This window comes from Methylobacterium sp. Leaf469, from assembly GCF_001424745.1.
GTDB lineage: Bacteria > Pseudomonadota > Alphaproteobacteria > Rhizobiales > Beijerinckiaceae > Methylobacterium.
Window position 1 is genome coordinate 98,620 of record NZ_LMRE01000002.1, and the last position, 13,684, is coordinate 112,303.

12 protein-coding genes are annotated in these 13,684 nt (G+C 72.5%); 5 read left to right on the forward strand and 7 right to left on the reverse strand.

What is annotated here, in order from left to right; translation table 11 throughout:
• Nucleotides 1-7: 7 nt before the first annotated feature.
• From ASG60_RS04295 to ASG60_RS04305, 3 genes are all read right to left on the reverse strand, one after another.
• On the reverse strand, nt 8-1,177 hold the full coding sequence (locus ASG60_RS04295; protein WP_056384340.1) for an acyltransferase: 1,170 nt from the start codon (nt 1,175-1,177) through the stop codon (nt 8-10).
• Entirely contained in the window at nt 1,174-2,550 is a 1,377-nt protein-coding gene (locus ASG60_RS04300; RefSeq protein ID WP_056384341.1) for an O-antigen ligase, read from the reverse strand. Before ASG60_RS04300 ends, ASG60_RS04295 begins: the two co-directional genes overlap by 4 nt.
• Before the next feature lie 153 nt (nt 2,551-2,703).
• Complete coding sequence (locus ASG60_RS04305; protein ID WP_056384342.1) at nt 2,704-3,408, reverse strand: DJ-1/PfpI family protein; 705 nt, start codon at nt 3,406-3,408, stop codon at nt 2,704-2,706.
• A 250-nt stretch (nt 3,409-3,658) separates the two neighbouring features.
• Between ASG60_RS04305 and ASG60_RS04310 the strand changes: the two genes are divergently transcribed.
• Genes ASG60_RS04310 through ASG60_RS04325 form a run of 4 tightly spaced genes read left to right on the forward strand, consistent with a single transcriptional unit; the run spans nt 3,659 to nt 7,068 of the window.
• Nucleotides 3,659-5,398: a glycosyltransferase family 39 protein gene (locus ASG60_RS04310; protein ID WP_156398782.1), complete on the forward strand. Its 1,740-nt coding sequence runs from the start codon at nt 3,659-3,661 to the stop codon at nt 5,396-5,398.
• A 17-nt stretch (nt 5,399-5,415) separates the two neighbouring features.
• Nucleotides 5,416-6,141, forward strand: coding sequence for a glycosyltransferase (locus ASG60_RS04315; protein ID WP_056168039.1), 726 nt, complete (start codon nt 5,416-5,418; stop codon nt 6,139-6,141).
• 4 nt (nt 6,142-6,145) lie between these two features.
• Complete coding sequence (locus ASG60_RS04320; protein ID WP_056097410.1) at nt 6,146-6,466, forward strand: lipid-A-disaccharide synthase N-terminal domain-containing protein; 321 nt, start codon at nt 6,146-6,148, stop codon at nt 6,464-6,466.
• Entirely contained in the window at nt 6,463-7,068 is a 606-nt protein-coding gene (locus ASG60_RS04325) for a pyridoxamine 5'-phosphate oxidase family protein (RefSeq protein ID WP_056384343.1), read from the forward strand. Before ASG60_RS04320 ends, ASG60_RS04325 begins: the two co-directional genes overlap by 4 nt.
• 1,150 nt (nt 7,069-8,218) lie before the next feature.
• Here ASG60_RS04325 and mtaB read toward each other — a convergent pair.
• Together mtaB and dapF are read right to left on the reverse strand one after the other, a co-directional pair.
• Nucleotides 8,219-9,460, reverse strand: coding sequence for a tRNA (N(6)-L-threonylcarbamoyladenosine(37)-C(2))-methylthiotransferase MtaB (gene mtaB, locus ASG60_RS04330; RefSeq protein WP_056384344.1), 1,242 nt, complete (start codon nt 9,458-9,460; stop codon nt 8,219-8,221).
• The gene (gene dapF, locus ASG60_RS04335; RefSeq protein ID WP_056384345.1) at nt 9,461-10,348 is read right to left on the reverse strand and encodes a diaminopimelate epimerase; all 888 of its coding nucleotides are present in this window, start codon (nt 10,346-10,348) and stop codon (nt 9,461-9,463) included.
• 230 nt (nt 10,349-10,578) lie between these two features.
• On the opposite strand from dapF, the gene ASG60_RS04340 reads away from it, so the two are divergent.
• Entirely contained in the window at nt 10,579-11,277 is a 699-nt protein-coding gene (locus ASG60_RS04340) for a GyrI-like domain-containing protein (protein WP_056171306.1), read from the forward strand.
• On the opposite strand, the gene ASG60_RS04345 is transcribed toward ASG60_RS04340, so the two are convergent.
• Together ASG60_RS04345 and ASG60_RS04350 are read right to left on the reverse strand one after the other, a co-directional pair.
• The gene (locus ASG60_RS04345) at nt 11,256-12,947 is read right to left on the reverse strand and encodes a cyclic peptide export ABC transporter (RefSeq protein ID WP_056171358.1); all 1,692 of its coding nucleotides are present in this window, start codon (nt 12,945-12,947) and stop codon (nt 11,256-11,258) included. The genes ASG60_RS04340 and ASG60_RS04345 overlap by 22 nt on opposite strands.
• Nucleotides 12,948-13,124: 177 nt before the next feature.
• On the reverse strand, nt 13,125-13,637 hold the full coding sequence (locus ASG60_RS04350; protein WP_056358174.1) for a methylated-DNA--[protein]-cysteine S-methyltransferase: 513 nt from the start codon (nt 13,635-13,637) through the stop codon (nt 13,125-13,127).
• Nucleotides 13,638-13,684 lie beyond the last annotated feature (47 nt).

Genomic DNA, 13,684 nt, shown 5'->3' on the forward strand with positions numbered 1-13,684 from the left:
CGGTTCGTCAAGCCGAGGGCAGGGGCGCCGCCTCGCGCGCGGGCGCGCGGGGCCGAAGGAGGCGCCGGCGCGCCGGTTCCTCGATCGCCAGGTGCACGGCGCTCGCGGCGGCGAGCGACAGGAGCGTCGCGAGCGCGACGGTGAGCCAGGCCGTGCCGGCGAGGCGGCCGGCGAGGACGGTCCGGTCGAGGCTCGACACGAAGGCGTAGGCGGGCACGTGCAGGAGGTAGAGGGCGAAGGAGATGCGGCCGAGGAAGACGAACCACCCGGCCGTGAGCGGGCCGGAGCGGACCTGGGCGCCGGCCAGGATCACCGGTGCCCAGACCACGGCGGTGAGCCCGTTGTGCATGAGCGGCTCGGGGATCGTCTCGACCCCTGCGACGAGAGCCAGGGCCGCCACTCCCGCCCAGGTGAGGAGCACCCCGAGGGGCAGGCGGACCCGCCGCCACAGGACGAACAGGAGCAGGCCGGCCACGAATTCCGGCAGGCGCAGCAGGGGATTGTATTTGATCGCCTGCGCCAGGAGGGTCGCCGCGTCCGCGGTCGGCGCGATGAGGGAGAGGCCGGGGGCGAAGCGGTTCCAGGCCAGGATCGCGAGGGCGACGGACGCGGCCCAGGCCGCGAGGGTGACGAGCGCCGTCGGGCCCGGCCGCCTGAGGGCGAGCGGCAGGAGGAGGGGGAACAGGGCGTAGAAGAACAGCTCCGCCGAGACCGACCAGCTCGGACAGTCGAGGGAGCAGGCCGCGCCCGGCACCCAGGCGTGGAGGCCGAGCGGCGCCAGCACCGCGCCGGAGGCCATCAGGGTCTGGAGCGGGGGCACGACCTTCGCCGTCCAGACGACGAACCACGGCAAGCCGATGGCGAGGGCCAGGAGGTAGACGGGATAGACCCGTGCCACCCGCGCGCGCAGGAAGCGCAGGCGCGCGGCGCGCGGCGACAGGTCCACCCGCTGATAGTTGTAGGCCAGGATGAAGCCCGACAGCAGGAAGAAGAACGTCACGCCCGAGTAACCGAGGAAGACCGCATCGGGCATCGCCGCACGGCCTGCCTCGTAGCCGGCGAAGTGGAAGGCGAGGACGTAGGCCGCCGCCACGAAGCGCAGGGAGGTCAGCGCCGGCAGGGGCTCCACCGCCGGATGGGGGCCCGCGGGGTCGGCCTGGTCCGCGCGCGGCGTCATGCCCGGTCCCCTTCCGCCCGGTCCCCTTCCGCCCGGTCCCCTTCCGCCCGGTCCCCTTCCGCCCGGTCCCCACCCGCGACCACCCGGGTCCGCGCCAGGTAGCGCAGGCCCAGCACCGACACCACGAGGAGGAAATAGAGCCCGTTGGTGGCCTGGTAGAACACCGATTCGAACACCGCCACGAGGATGATGAACAGCCACAGGCGCAGGAACAGCATCGTCAGGGGGTCGATGGAGCGGCCCCCGGCCCGGGCCTGGAGGTCGCTCACGGGCGCCCAGACGAGCCACCACAGGGTGAGGGCGAGGCCGACGAGGCCGGATTCGAGGGCGGTGTTGAGGTAGCCGTTGTGCGCGTCCGTGGCCCGGTTGACCCAGGTCGCCGCGTCGGCGCCGCCGCCGTAGAACACGCTCTCCCAGAACGCGCCGTAGCCGTAGCCGGCGATGGGACGCCTGGCGATGTTGTCGGCGGCGAACTCCCAGATCTCCGTGCGGCCGGTGAAGGTCGGGTCGCCGGCCAGACGCGCCACCAGGGCGCCGATCTCCGGCACCAGGACCGACCCCACCGTCACCGTCAGGAGGAGGGCGAGGGGCGCGAGCAGCACGAGGCGCCGCCAGACGGTCGCCCCGGACCACGTGCAGAACCAGGTGAGGGCGAGCACCGCGGGCGTGATGGCGACGGAGGTCTTGGCGTTCGTGAACACGAGGAACAGGGCGGCGGCGCCCGCGAGCAGGAAGCCGAGGATGCGCTGCCCCGTCCCCGCCCAGAACAGGCCGACGAACACGAACGCCCCCATGGCGGCGCCCGCCGCATTCTTGTGCGCGTAGACCCCGCGCCAGCTGCCGGCGTGCTCGGGCTCGATGAGGTCGAAGGCCGTGTGCATGGCGCGCTCGGGCACGAGCACGAGGCCGAGATAACTGATGCCCACGATTCCCAGCACCGTGGCGCCCAGCACCGTGGCGAACTGGCGCGCGTCGCGCGCCGCCACGAGAAGCGACACCGCCGCCGCGGTGACGATCACGAGGGAGACCAGGCGGCGGGCCGAGACCAGGGGCTCGATGGACAGCACCGTCGATACGGCGAGCCAGGCGAGCATCAGCAGGATCGGCAGGCTGGCCAGCGGCCGTAGGGCGGCGGCGCCCCGGGCGAAGAGAATCGTGCCGGCGAGGCCGCCCATGATCAGGAACAGGATCTGGTTGCCGAGGTTGCCGCCCGCCCCCGAGGCCGCGTTCTCGGGCGCGGTGCCGTCGTGGAACGGGTTGGCGCCCACCAGCATCACGAGGAGGATCGCCACCATGGCGGTGACGCGCAGGGCGTCGGGACCCAGCGCACGGGCGGACACCTGTCGCGCGGGGACGGCGACTCCCGTGGTCATCGGCTGCAACTCCCATGAACTGTGTCGGGACAGGAAAGCCCCCCATCGGGACAGGAACTCGGCCCCGAGGATCACCCAGGATAGCGCGATCCGTCCTCCGTATCCTGCGGGCAGAATACTTGAGAACCCGCAAAGGCCGGACCCCGGTCCGGATCAGGATTCCGGCTTGCCCCAGACCTCCGGCGCGCGGCCCGTGATCGACCGCACCAGGGCCTCGCGCGCGGCCCGGGAGGCGGCGAGGCGCGCGCGGGCCGCGGCGAGCACCGGCGCCGCCGCCGTGTCCGGCGTGCCGGCGTCGAAGGGCGGGGCGGGGGCGTATTCGAGGCCGAGCTGGATCGCTTCCGCCTCCTCCTGACCGACGAGTTCGGCGGCCAGCGCCAGGGCGAAGTCGATCCCCGCCGTGACGCCGCCGCCGGTGACGAGGTTGCCGTCCCGCACCACGCGCTCGGCCACGGGCGTCGCGCCGAAGGCCGCGAGCAGGTCGAGGGAGGCCCAGTGGGTGGTGGCGCGCCGGCCCCGAAGGAGACCGGCCGCGCCCAGCACCAGGGCGCCGGTGCAGACGGAGGTGACGAAGCGGGCGGTTTTCGCCCGTTCGCGCACGAAGGCCAGCACGACCGGATCGGTCATCAGGGCGTTCACCCCGACCCCGCCGGGGACGCACAGCACGTCGAGGACCGGGCACGCGGCCATGGTCACCGTGGGGGCGAGCACGAGGCCGGTGGCGCTCCGGATCGGGTCGAGGCCGGGGGCGACGAGATGCACCGTCGCCCCCGGGATCATCGCGAACACCTCGTAGGGCGCGGTGAGATCGAGCTGCTGCACGTTCGGGAAGGCGAGGAGGCCGATGTGGAGGCTCATGTGAGGACCCTGGTTCTGGGGTGCGTGATTCGCGGGGCGCCCCGGCTCACGCACACGCACCATCATATCCGGACCGAAACGACCGGGCGCCCGCTTTTCTCGCTTCCTCGCGGGCCCCGCCCGGGCCCGTTCGGAATTTGACATTCGGGGCCGCATCATCGACACCGCCGGCCTTCGCGGCATCGACCGGAATCGCCGGGCGCGTGCCAGTCTGGAGCCGCATGCCCGCCTTTCCGGCCCGTCCTCCCGCATGACCGACCGCGCCTTCGCGTCTCGCCCGGGCCGTCGCGACCTGTTCGCGTGGCCGCAGGCGATCCTCGACGCCGCGGCGCTGAGCCATGGCCGGGCCTGTGCCCTCCTCGTGGCGCTCTGCCTCGTCTGCTTCCTGCCGGGGCTCGCCTCGCTCCAGCCCATGGACCGGGACGAGCCGCGCTTCGCCCAGGCCTCCAAGCAGATGCTGGAGACCGGCGACCTCGTCGACATCCGCTTCCAGGGCGAGGCGCGCCACAAGAAGCCCGTGGGGATCTACTGGGCCCAGGCCGCCTTCGTCGGGGCCGGCGAGGCCCTCGGCATCCCGAACGCCCGCACCACCATCGCGCTCTATCGCCTGCCCTCGCTGCTCGGCGCCATCGGGGCGGTGCTCCTCGCCTACTGGTCGGCCCTGGCCTTCCTGCCCCGGCGGAGCGCGCTGCTCGCCGCCGCCCTGTTCGCCGCCTGCGTGGTGCTCTCCGCCGAAGCGCGCCTCGCCAAGACCGACGCGCTGCTCTGTGCCTGCGCCATGGCGACCTTCGGGTCCCTGGCGCGGGCCTGGCTCGGCCGGGCCGACGGATCGGCCGGCCGGACCCTCGGCACCGCCACCGTCCTGACCTTCTGGCTCGGCCTCGCCGTGGGCATCCTGGTGAAGGGCCCGATGGTGCCCCTGTTCTGTGGGCTGCCCGCCCTGGTGCTGTCGCTCCACGCCCGCTCCGGCCGGTGGCTGCAGGCGCTGCGGCCCGGCCTCGGCCTGCCGCTCACGCTCTCCATCGTGGCGCCCTGGTTCGTCGCCATCACTTGGAAGAGCGGCGGCGCCTTCTACGGCGAGGCCGTCGGCCACGACATGATGAGCAAGGTCCAGGGCGGCTCCGAGAAGCATTGGGCGCCACCGGGCGCCTACCTGTTCGCGGTGTTCGGCACCTTCTGGCCCGGCGCGGCCTTCGCGGCGCTCGGCGCGCCCTTCGCCTGGGCGAACCGGCGCGAGGCGGGAATCGCCTTCCTCCTCGCCTGGATCGTGCCGACCTGGCTCCTGTTCGAGATCGTGCCGACGAAGCTGCCGCACTACGTGCTGCCCCTGTTCCCGGCCCTCGCGATCCTCACCGTGCTCGCCCTGACGCGCGGCGCCCTCGACCCCGAACGCCGGGGGGCGCGGCTCACGGCCGGCCTCGTGGTGCTGATCCCGGTGGGCCTGACCCTGGGGCTCTCGGCCTTCGCCTGGACCTACGACCGGACGCTGCCCTGGGCCGGGCTGCCGCTGCTCCTGGCCGCCTGCGCCGTGGCGTTCCTCGCCTGGCGCGCCTTCGCCCGGGGGGCGGCGGAGCGGGCCCTGTGCCTCGGCATCCTCGCCTCGGCCCTGCTTTCGCCGGCGGTGTTCGGCCTGACCCAGCCGGTGATGGCCGCCCTGAAGGTCTCGCCCCGCCTCGCCGCCCTGCGCGACCGCGTGCCCTGCGCGGCGCCGAAGGTGGCGAGCCTCGGCTACCGCGAGCCGAGCTTCGTCTTCCTCATCGGGACGGATCTGGCGATGATGGACACGGCCGCCGAGGCCGCCGCCTTCCTCCGGGGCGAGGGCTGCCGCCTGCTCTACGTCGAGGGCCGCTTCGCCCCGGCCTTCGCCGAGGCCGCCGCGGGCGTCGGGTTCGTGCCGGCCCCGGTCGGCACCGTCTCGGGCTTCAACATCAACGGCGGACGAAGGGTCGACCTCACGGCCTACGCCCACGCCCCCGAACCGACGCCCTGAACCCCCGGGAATCCCCCATGCGTCTCTCCGTGATCGTGCCGGTGAAGGACGAGGTCGGCAACATCGCGAGCCTCGTCGCCGAGATCGGCGCGGCCTGCGCGTCCCTGGCGCCGTTCGAGGTGATCTACGTGGACGACGGCTCCACCGACGGCACCGCCGCGGCCCTCGACCTCGCCCGCCGCGACCGGCCCTGGCTCCGGGTGCTGCGCCACGACCGCACGGCCGGCAAGTCCGCCGGGGTGCAGACCGGCATCGCCGCCGCCCGCGGGGCGATCTGCGCCCTCCTCGACGGCGACGGCCAGAACGATCCGGCCTACCTGCCGACCCTGCTGGCGGCCCTCGAGGAGGGCGGCCCGCGCGTCGGCCTCGCCCAGGGGCAGCGCGTCGGGCGCAAGGACGGCCGGTTGAAGACCCTCCAGTCGCGCATCGCCAACGGGGTGCGGGTCCGCATCCTCAAGGATGCCACCCGCGACACCGGCTGCGGCTACAAGCTCGTGCGCCGCGAGGTCTATGCCCGCCTGCCGTATTTCGACGGGCTGCACCGCTTCATGCCGGCGCTGGTGGCCCGCGAGGGCTACGCCGTGGTCCACCGCGACGTGATCGACCGCCCGCGCTTCACCGGGGCCTCGAAATACGGCCTGTTCGACCGGCTCTGGGTCGGCCTCCTCGATCTCGCCGGGGTGTGGTGGCTGATCCGCCGCAAGCGGGTCACGCCTTCGGTCACCGACGTCACGGGACCATGACCCCATGCTGATCCAGCTCGCCGCGGATATCCGCGGCTACGTCTACGACGTCTTCGTGGTGCGCTTCGACGGGTGGCTCGTCTTCGGCATCCTCGCCCAGGCGGTGTTTGGCGCCCGCTTCGTGGTGCAGTGGCTCGCCTCCGAGCGGGCGGGGCGCAGCGTGATCCCCCTGGCGTTCTGGTTCCTCTCCATCGCGGGCGGCCTGATGACCCTGGTCTACGGCCTCGTGCGGCGCGAACCCGTGATCATCTTCGGGCAGGCGCTGTCGACCTTCATCTACCTGCGCAACGTCGTCCTCATCCTGCGCGAGCGGCGCGCCCGATGACGGCCTTCGCGCCCCTGCCGGCGTTCTACGACGACCTCGACGCCAGCTTCTTCGAACTCTGGCGCCTCCTGCACGAGGGGCCGGCCTTGCGCCGCAACGCCTTCCACATGCCGGCCCTCGCCACCGTCGACGCCGGCGGGCACCCCCAGGTGCGGACCGTGGTCCTGCGCGAAGCCGATCCCGCTGCGGGAACGCTCCGGTTCCACTGCGACCGCCGCTCGGCCAAGGCCGGCGAGATCGCCGCCACCGGCCGGGCCGCCCTGCACGGCTACGACACCGCCTCGAAGATCCAGATCCGGGTCTCGGGGCCGGCCCGCCTCCACACGGACGACGCCGTGGCCGAGGCCGCCTGGGCCGCCTCGCGGGTCATGAGCCGGACCTGCTACGGGATCGCTCCGGCCCCCGGCACGGCGCTGCCCGCGGGCGACGCCTACACCCAGCCCGAGGACGGCGCCGACCTGGACCTCGCGCGCCCGAATTTCTGCGCCGTGGTGGTGACGGCGACCCGCCTCGACTTCCTGTTCCTCGACCGGCGCGGGCACCGCCGGGCGGGGTGGGAACGCGGGGCGGCGGGGTGGACGGGCGCCTGGCTGGCGCCGTGACGCCGCCCCTTGTTCCGGGGGCGCTCCCCACGCGCCAGCGCCCCGCCGCCGGTTCGGCGCGGGGGACGGCCTGAGGAAACGGGAGACGCGGGACGCCGCGAGACCCTGTTTTTGTAAGTTTAGCCGGTCTCCCGNAGCGCCCCGCCGCCGGTTCGGCGCGGGGGACGGCCTGAGGAAACGGGAGACGCGGGACGCCGCGAGACCCTGTTTTTGTAAGTTTAGCCGGTCTCCCGGCGTCCCCCGGCCCGGCCCCTTTCGGGACCGATCCGTTTCGTCACGGCGTCTTCTCGGCCTCGGCGACTCGGCTAGTAGCGGCCCACCTCCGCGCGACGCGACGTCCCTTACGGGAACGCCGGTGCGGCAGCCGACTGATCAGGGTCAAGCCCCGAGCCCGCCTCGTAGTGGGCGGACCGTCCGTTGTCTCGGTGTGCTCCAGGGTCCCGGTTCCTCGCCTCAACACGGCTCCTCCCCGTCCAGAACACCTTGCGTCGCCGATGCGGCCCGGGGCGATGGCGAGACCGGGCCATCGACGCGGGGCGCCGTCTCCTCCCCCGAGCCCCCCGACCCGGTTCGCCGGGGGGCCTCCCGCGTGGGAGGCGAGTGCCCGGACTGAACCACGAAATAGGAATATTGTCAAGAAATTTCGGTGCGTGCTCCAGGGTCCCGGTTCCTCGCCTCAACACGGCTCCTCCCCGTCCAGAACACCTTGCGTCGCCGATGCGGCCCGGGGCGATGGCGAGACCGGGCCAYCGACGCGGGGCGCCGTCTCCTCCCCCGAGCCCCCCGACCCGGTTCGCCGGGGGGCCTCCCGCGTGGGAGGCGAGTGCCCGGACTGAACCACGAAATAGGAATATTGTCAAGAAATTTCGGTGCTCGAGCGGCTCCGGGCCGAACATAGCTCTCTCCCGCGGAGGCTACCGGATTCACACCTCTCGCGGGCGGCACGGGTCCCCAACACCTTCCAGGAGAGGGACAGGGTGAGGTGTACGACCTTTCCGGAGAGACCTCTCACCTCACCTCAGCCCTCTCCTTTCAGGAGAGGGGGCCTGTTGCGCTTCACGCCGACACACGGGACCCGCTCGGCGAGCGGTCGAAATCGCCGGCTTCACCGTCGTGTGAATCCCGTAGCCCGCAGAGGGGGGAGGGTTTGTCAGGCCCCGACCAACATCGTTCCGTCGTGGCCGGCGATGCTGACGTCCCGAAGCTCTCCGGCCGGGGTGTCCGGCTCTAGCCGCACTTGGGTGAACCCCTCCGTCCGCCCCATGCCGCCGCGCTCGCTCAGCACCCGGTGGGTGCGCCCGACCTGCGCCGCGAGATGCGCCGCCAGGGCCGTTTCCCCGGCCGCGCGCAACCGCGCGGCGCGCGCGCGGACGACATCCCCCGGCACCGGCGGCATCCGCGCCGCCGGAGTCCCGGGGCGCGGCGAGTACGGGAAGACGTGAAGATGGGTCAGGCCGCATTCGACCACGAGGTCGAGGGAGCGGACGAACTGCGCCTCCGTCTCGGTCGGGAACCCCGCGATGAGGTCGGCCCCGAACACCACCTCCGGCCGCAGGCGGCGTACCTCGGCGCAGAAGCGGATCGCGTCGGCGCGGGTGTGGCGACGCTTCATCCGCTTGAGGACGAGGTCGTCGCCGGCCTGGAGCGAGAGGTGGAGATGCGGCATCAGCCGCGCCGCGCCGGCGATGGCATCCATGAGGGCGTCGTCGGCCTCGATGGAATCGATGGAGGACAGGCGCAGGCGGGCGAGGTCGGGCACGCCGGACAGGATCGCCTGCGTCAGGCGTCCGAGGCTCGATGTGTCCGAAAGATCGCGGCCGTAGGCCGTGAGATCGACGCCCGTGAGCACCACTTCCCGCCCGCCATGGTCGACGATGCGGCGGACCTGATCGACCACGTCCGCCTGCGCGACGGAGCGCGAGTTGCCGCGCCCGAACGGGATGACGCAGAACGTGCAGCGGTGGTCGCAGCCGTTCTGCACGGGCACGAAGGCGCGGGTCTGCCCCGCGATGGCGGCGATCCGGGTGGGCGCGACCGTGCGCACGGCCATGATGTCGTCCACCGCATTGCGGTCGGGGGGGACGCGGGAAGGCGCCCAGGTCTCCATCCGGCCCTTCGCGTCGTTGCCGACGAGGCGGGCGACCTCCGGCATGGCGGCGTAGAGGGCGGTCTCCACCTGCGCGCCGCAGCCGGTGACGACGATGCGGGCCGCCGGCCGGTCGCGGGCGATCCGGCGGATGGCCTTGCGCGCCTGGCGCCCGGCCTCCTGCGTCACCGCGCAGGTGTTGACGATGACGAGGTCGTCCGCCGCATGGGGGGCGGCATGGCCGCGCATCACCTCCGCCTCGACGGTGTTGAGCCGGCAGCCGAAGGTGAGGGTCTCGACCGCCATTCAGGCGGCCCCGGCGAACAGGGCGGGATCGAAGGTGCCGTCCCATTCCAGCGCCACGGGGCCGGTCATGAGCACGTGGTCGTCGGCGCGCCACTCGATGACGAGGTCGCCGCCGGGCAGGTGCACGGTGGCGCCCCGGCCGATCATGCGCAGGCGCGCGGCCGCCACCACGGTGGCGCAGGCGGCGGTGCCGCAGGCCAGGGTCAGGCCGGCGCCGCGCTCCCACACCCGCAGGACGATGGTGTCGGGGCCGGTCACCCGGGCGAGCGAGATGTTGGCGCGGTCGGGAAAGACGGGATGGTTCTCCAGCATCGGGCCGATGCGGGCGAGGTCGTAGGTCGCGGGGTCGCGGTCCATGAAGAAGATCGCGTGCGGGTTGCCCATGTTGACCACCGCCGGCGAGTGCAGCACAGGCGCGTCGATGGGGCCGACCTGGAGTTCGATGCGCCGCGTGTCCTGGAACGGTTCGGCGAGCGGGATCTCGTCCCACTTCAGCTTGGGCCGGCCCATGTCGACGGTGAAGGCGCGCTCGGCCATGCGCTTGACGCTCACGAGGCCGCCCCGCGTCTCCAGGGTGAGGCGCCCGCTCTCGGCCGGCCGCGCCATGGCGGGGTCGTCGAGCATGGCGTAGGCGACGCAGCGGGTGCCGTTGCCGCAGGCGCCCGCTTCCGATCCGTCGGTGTTGTAGATGCGCAGGGCCGCGTCGGTGCCGGGGGTGCGCGCGTCGTGGATCACCATGAGCTGGTCGAAGGCGGAGGCCGGGTGCCTCGCGATGGCCCGGACGTCGCCGGCCGCGACCGTGAGGTCCGACCCGCGCAGGTCCAGCACCACGATGGCGTTGCCGGCGCCGTTCATCTTCAGGAACCGTCGATGGGCGAGTGCGCTCATGTCTCTTCGGATGATTGTCTCGGTGGAAGGGCCCGGGCCCCGCATATAGGCGAAAGCCCGGGGCCGCGCACGCGGGGCCGCCGGGGGGCTGCGTTGCAGAAGCGCCGCGCCCGGTCACGTTCGTGCGCGCGGACACGCGATGCGCCTCGCGGGGGGCGGGCTTCGTCACTACGTTGGCGACCACTGCCCCCGGCTTCCCCGGGAGGCCGCCGATCCTCCGGAGCGCCGCCGTGATTCGCTTTCGCCTGACGCTCCTTGCCGGATGCCTCGCGGCCGGCCTCGCCCACGCTCAGGAAGCGGTGCCGCCGGCCGTCGCCACCCCCCTGCCCACCACCACGACGCCCGGCCCGGCCGGCCCGGGCACGCCCGACGTGCCTGTCCCCGCCCAGGCGGGCGCCGCCCCGGCCGCGCCCCCCACGGCCGCGCCGCGAAAGACCCTGGTGGAGACGCCCGGCGACGCCAACGACGTCGATGCGGTGTCCCTGCCGCCCAAACCCGCCGCGATCCTGTCGGGACGCGCCAAATGGGAGGAGGCGGTGCCGAGCCTGAAGGCCGCGTTCCAGCGCATCGAGGCGGATCTCGCCAAGGCCGGCATCACGCCCACGGGCCGGCCCATCGCGGTCTTCGCCAAGACGGACGACGACGGATTCCAGTACGAGGCGATGATCCCCATCGCGGCGATGCCGGACCCGAAGCCCGCCGAGGCCGACGGCCTGCGCTTCGGAACCACCCCGAGCGGCAAGGCCCTGCGCTTCCCGCACCGGGGTTCCTACGACGAGATCGACGGCACCTACGAGACGCTCACCGCCTACCTCGACGCCAAGGACGTGGTGGTGCAGGACCGCTTCATCGAGGAATACGTCACCGACCTCAACGACAAGGCCGACGAGAAGCTCGACGTGAACATCTACGCGCTGCCGAAGCCGTAGGATTTCGCCGGGGCCGGCGCCCCGCGCGGCGCCTCGGTCGCGCGGCCGCCGTCCAGGTGGATCACCCGATCGGCTGCGTCGAAGTAGCGGTCGTCGTGGCTGATCACCACCAGGGTGCGGCCCTGGCGCTTCAGGGCGGGCAGCAATTCGGCGTAGAACAGGCGCCGGAAGGTCGGGTCCTGCTCGGCCGCCCACTCGTCGAGGACGAGGACCGGGCGTCCTTCGAGGGCGGCCTGGATCAGGGCGAGGCGCTTGCGCTGCCCCGCCGACAGGTCCGTGGTCGAGAAGGCGCCGTCGCGGATCGCGACCTTGCGGGCCAGATCGAGGGTCTCGAGAAGTGCCTGGCCCGCCTCCGGGCCGATGGCGGCGGGCATCACCAGATCGTCGAACAGGGTGTAGTCGAAGAACACCGCCGAGAAGTGCTGGCGGTAGGCGTCGCGGGTCTCCGCCGTCACCGGCACGCCATCGAGGCGGAGCGTGCCGGTCTGCGGCGGGTAGAGGCCGAGGATCAGCTTGATCAGGGTGGTCTTGCCCGAGCCGTTCTCGCCGACGATGAACAGGATCTCGCCCCGCCGGATGGTCAGGTCGAGGGGTCCGAGGGTGAAGGCCGGCCCGTCGTCCACAGATGGGAAGGTGTGGCTGACGCCCCGCAATTCGATGGTGTCAATGGCGTCCGCTACGGGCGGGACGGCCGGCGTGAGGAGATCGGGCTCGGCGGCGTCGCTGTCCGCCGAGAACGCGGCGATGCGTCCATAGGCGACCTCGGCGCGGCCGATCTCGGGCAGGCAGGCGAGGATATAGCTCACCGGCGTCTCCACGTAGAGCAGCACCAGCACGAAGCCCGACAGGACGGAACTGTCGATCCCGATGGCGGCCTTGTAGGCGATGATGGCCGCGATGGTGGCGAACAGGGCGAGCTTCTTCGTGAGGAAGGAGAACTCGAACAGCGTCTGCGTTGCCCAGGCGTTGCGCCGCAGATCCTCGATGCAGCCGGCCAGGGCCACGTTGCGCACGCGCAGGCGGCGCACCTTGTTGAGGCGCAACTCCCGGCACCCCTCCGTGAGGGTCTGATAGTGCTTCTGCTGGGTCTCCACGAGGGTCCGGCGCGTTCGGAAATGAACCATCGCCCGGCGGCGCAGGACCGCCTCGCCGTAGCTGCCGAGGCCGAAGCCGACGAGGGTGATCGCGAACAGGGTCGGTGAGAGATAGAGCAGGTAGGCGAGGCAGCCGGTCAGCACGCCGATCTGGATGATCAGGCCCGACAGGAGCCCGATGACCCGCGAGAGGGTGCCGGCGTCCTCGTTCAGGGAGGCGAGGATGCGGTGGCGGCCGAGCCGTTCGATGCGGGAGAGCGGCGCGGTCAGGATCAGGTCCGCGAGATCCCGGTTCAGGGTCGCGTTGATGCGCCCGCCCGCCAGGCTGCTGCCGAGCCCGGAGACGAGGGACCCGCCGACGCCGAGGACGACGAGGCCGAGGAAGATCGCCAGAAAATTCTCCGGCAGGCCGCCCTCGGCGTGGATCGCCGTGTTGACCTGGGCCAGGACCGCCGCTGTCGCCAGCCCGCTCGCCGCGCCGATGACCGAGGAGACCGCGACGAGCGGCCAGAGGGGGCGCAGGAGCCGCACCGCATCCTGTCCGAGCCGCCCCAAACGTGCACGCGCCTCCGCCATCGACATCCTCTCGGACCAGCCGAGGCAGAGGTGCCCCGCCCACGCCTTGTTCGGCCACTCGTCGATGCAGACCGGCGTGTGACCCCGGATCTACGGACCACGGAAGCATCGGGCCGGGCTCATTGCATCCTGGCGTTGCGGTGACAAGGCGCCTGGGGCGATCGGGGAAGGAATACCTTACAGCAGGCCGAGTTGCGCGGGTGCCGGCCCGGCCGGGCCGCCCTCCAGGGCGAGCAGGAAACGCTTGGTCTCGACACCGCCGGCGAAGCCCGTCAGGGCCCCGCTGGCGCCGATCACCCGGTGGCAGGGCACCACGATGGGCAGCGGGTTGGCGCCGTTGGCCGCGCCCACGGCGCGGCTCGCGCTCGGGCGCCCGATCCGGCGGGCGAGTTCGCCGTAGGAAATCGTCTCGCCCGGCGGGATTTCCGTGAGGGCCTGCCAGACCGTCAACTGGAACGGCGTTCCGCGCGGCGCCAGTGCGAGGTCGAACCGGGTCAAACGACCGTCGAAATAGGCCGTGAGCTGCGCCCTCGCTTCGGCGAAGGCCGCGTCGTTCCGGTGCCAGTCCGCGCCCGGCGTCACGGCGCCCTTGCCGCTCGGAAAGCCGATGCAGGCCAACCCGTCATCGGTTCCCCCGAGGAGGAGCGGGCCGATGGGGCTGGCGAGCATCGTGTAGGCTGTCTGGCGCATGGCAGAGCCTACCATGCGCCGATCGGGACGCATCCTCCGCGACCCAC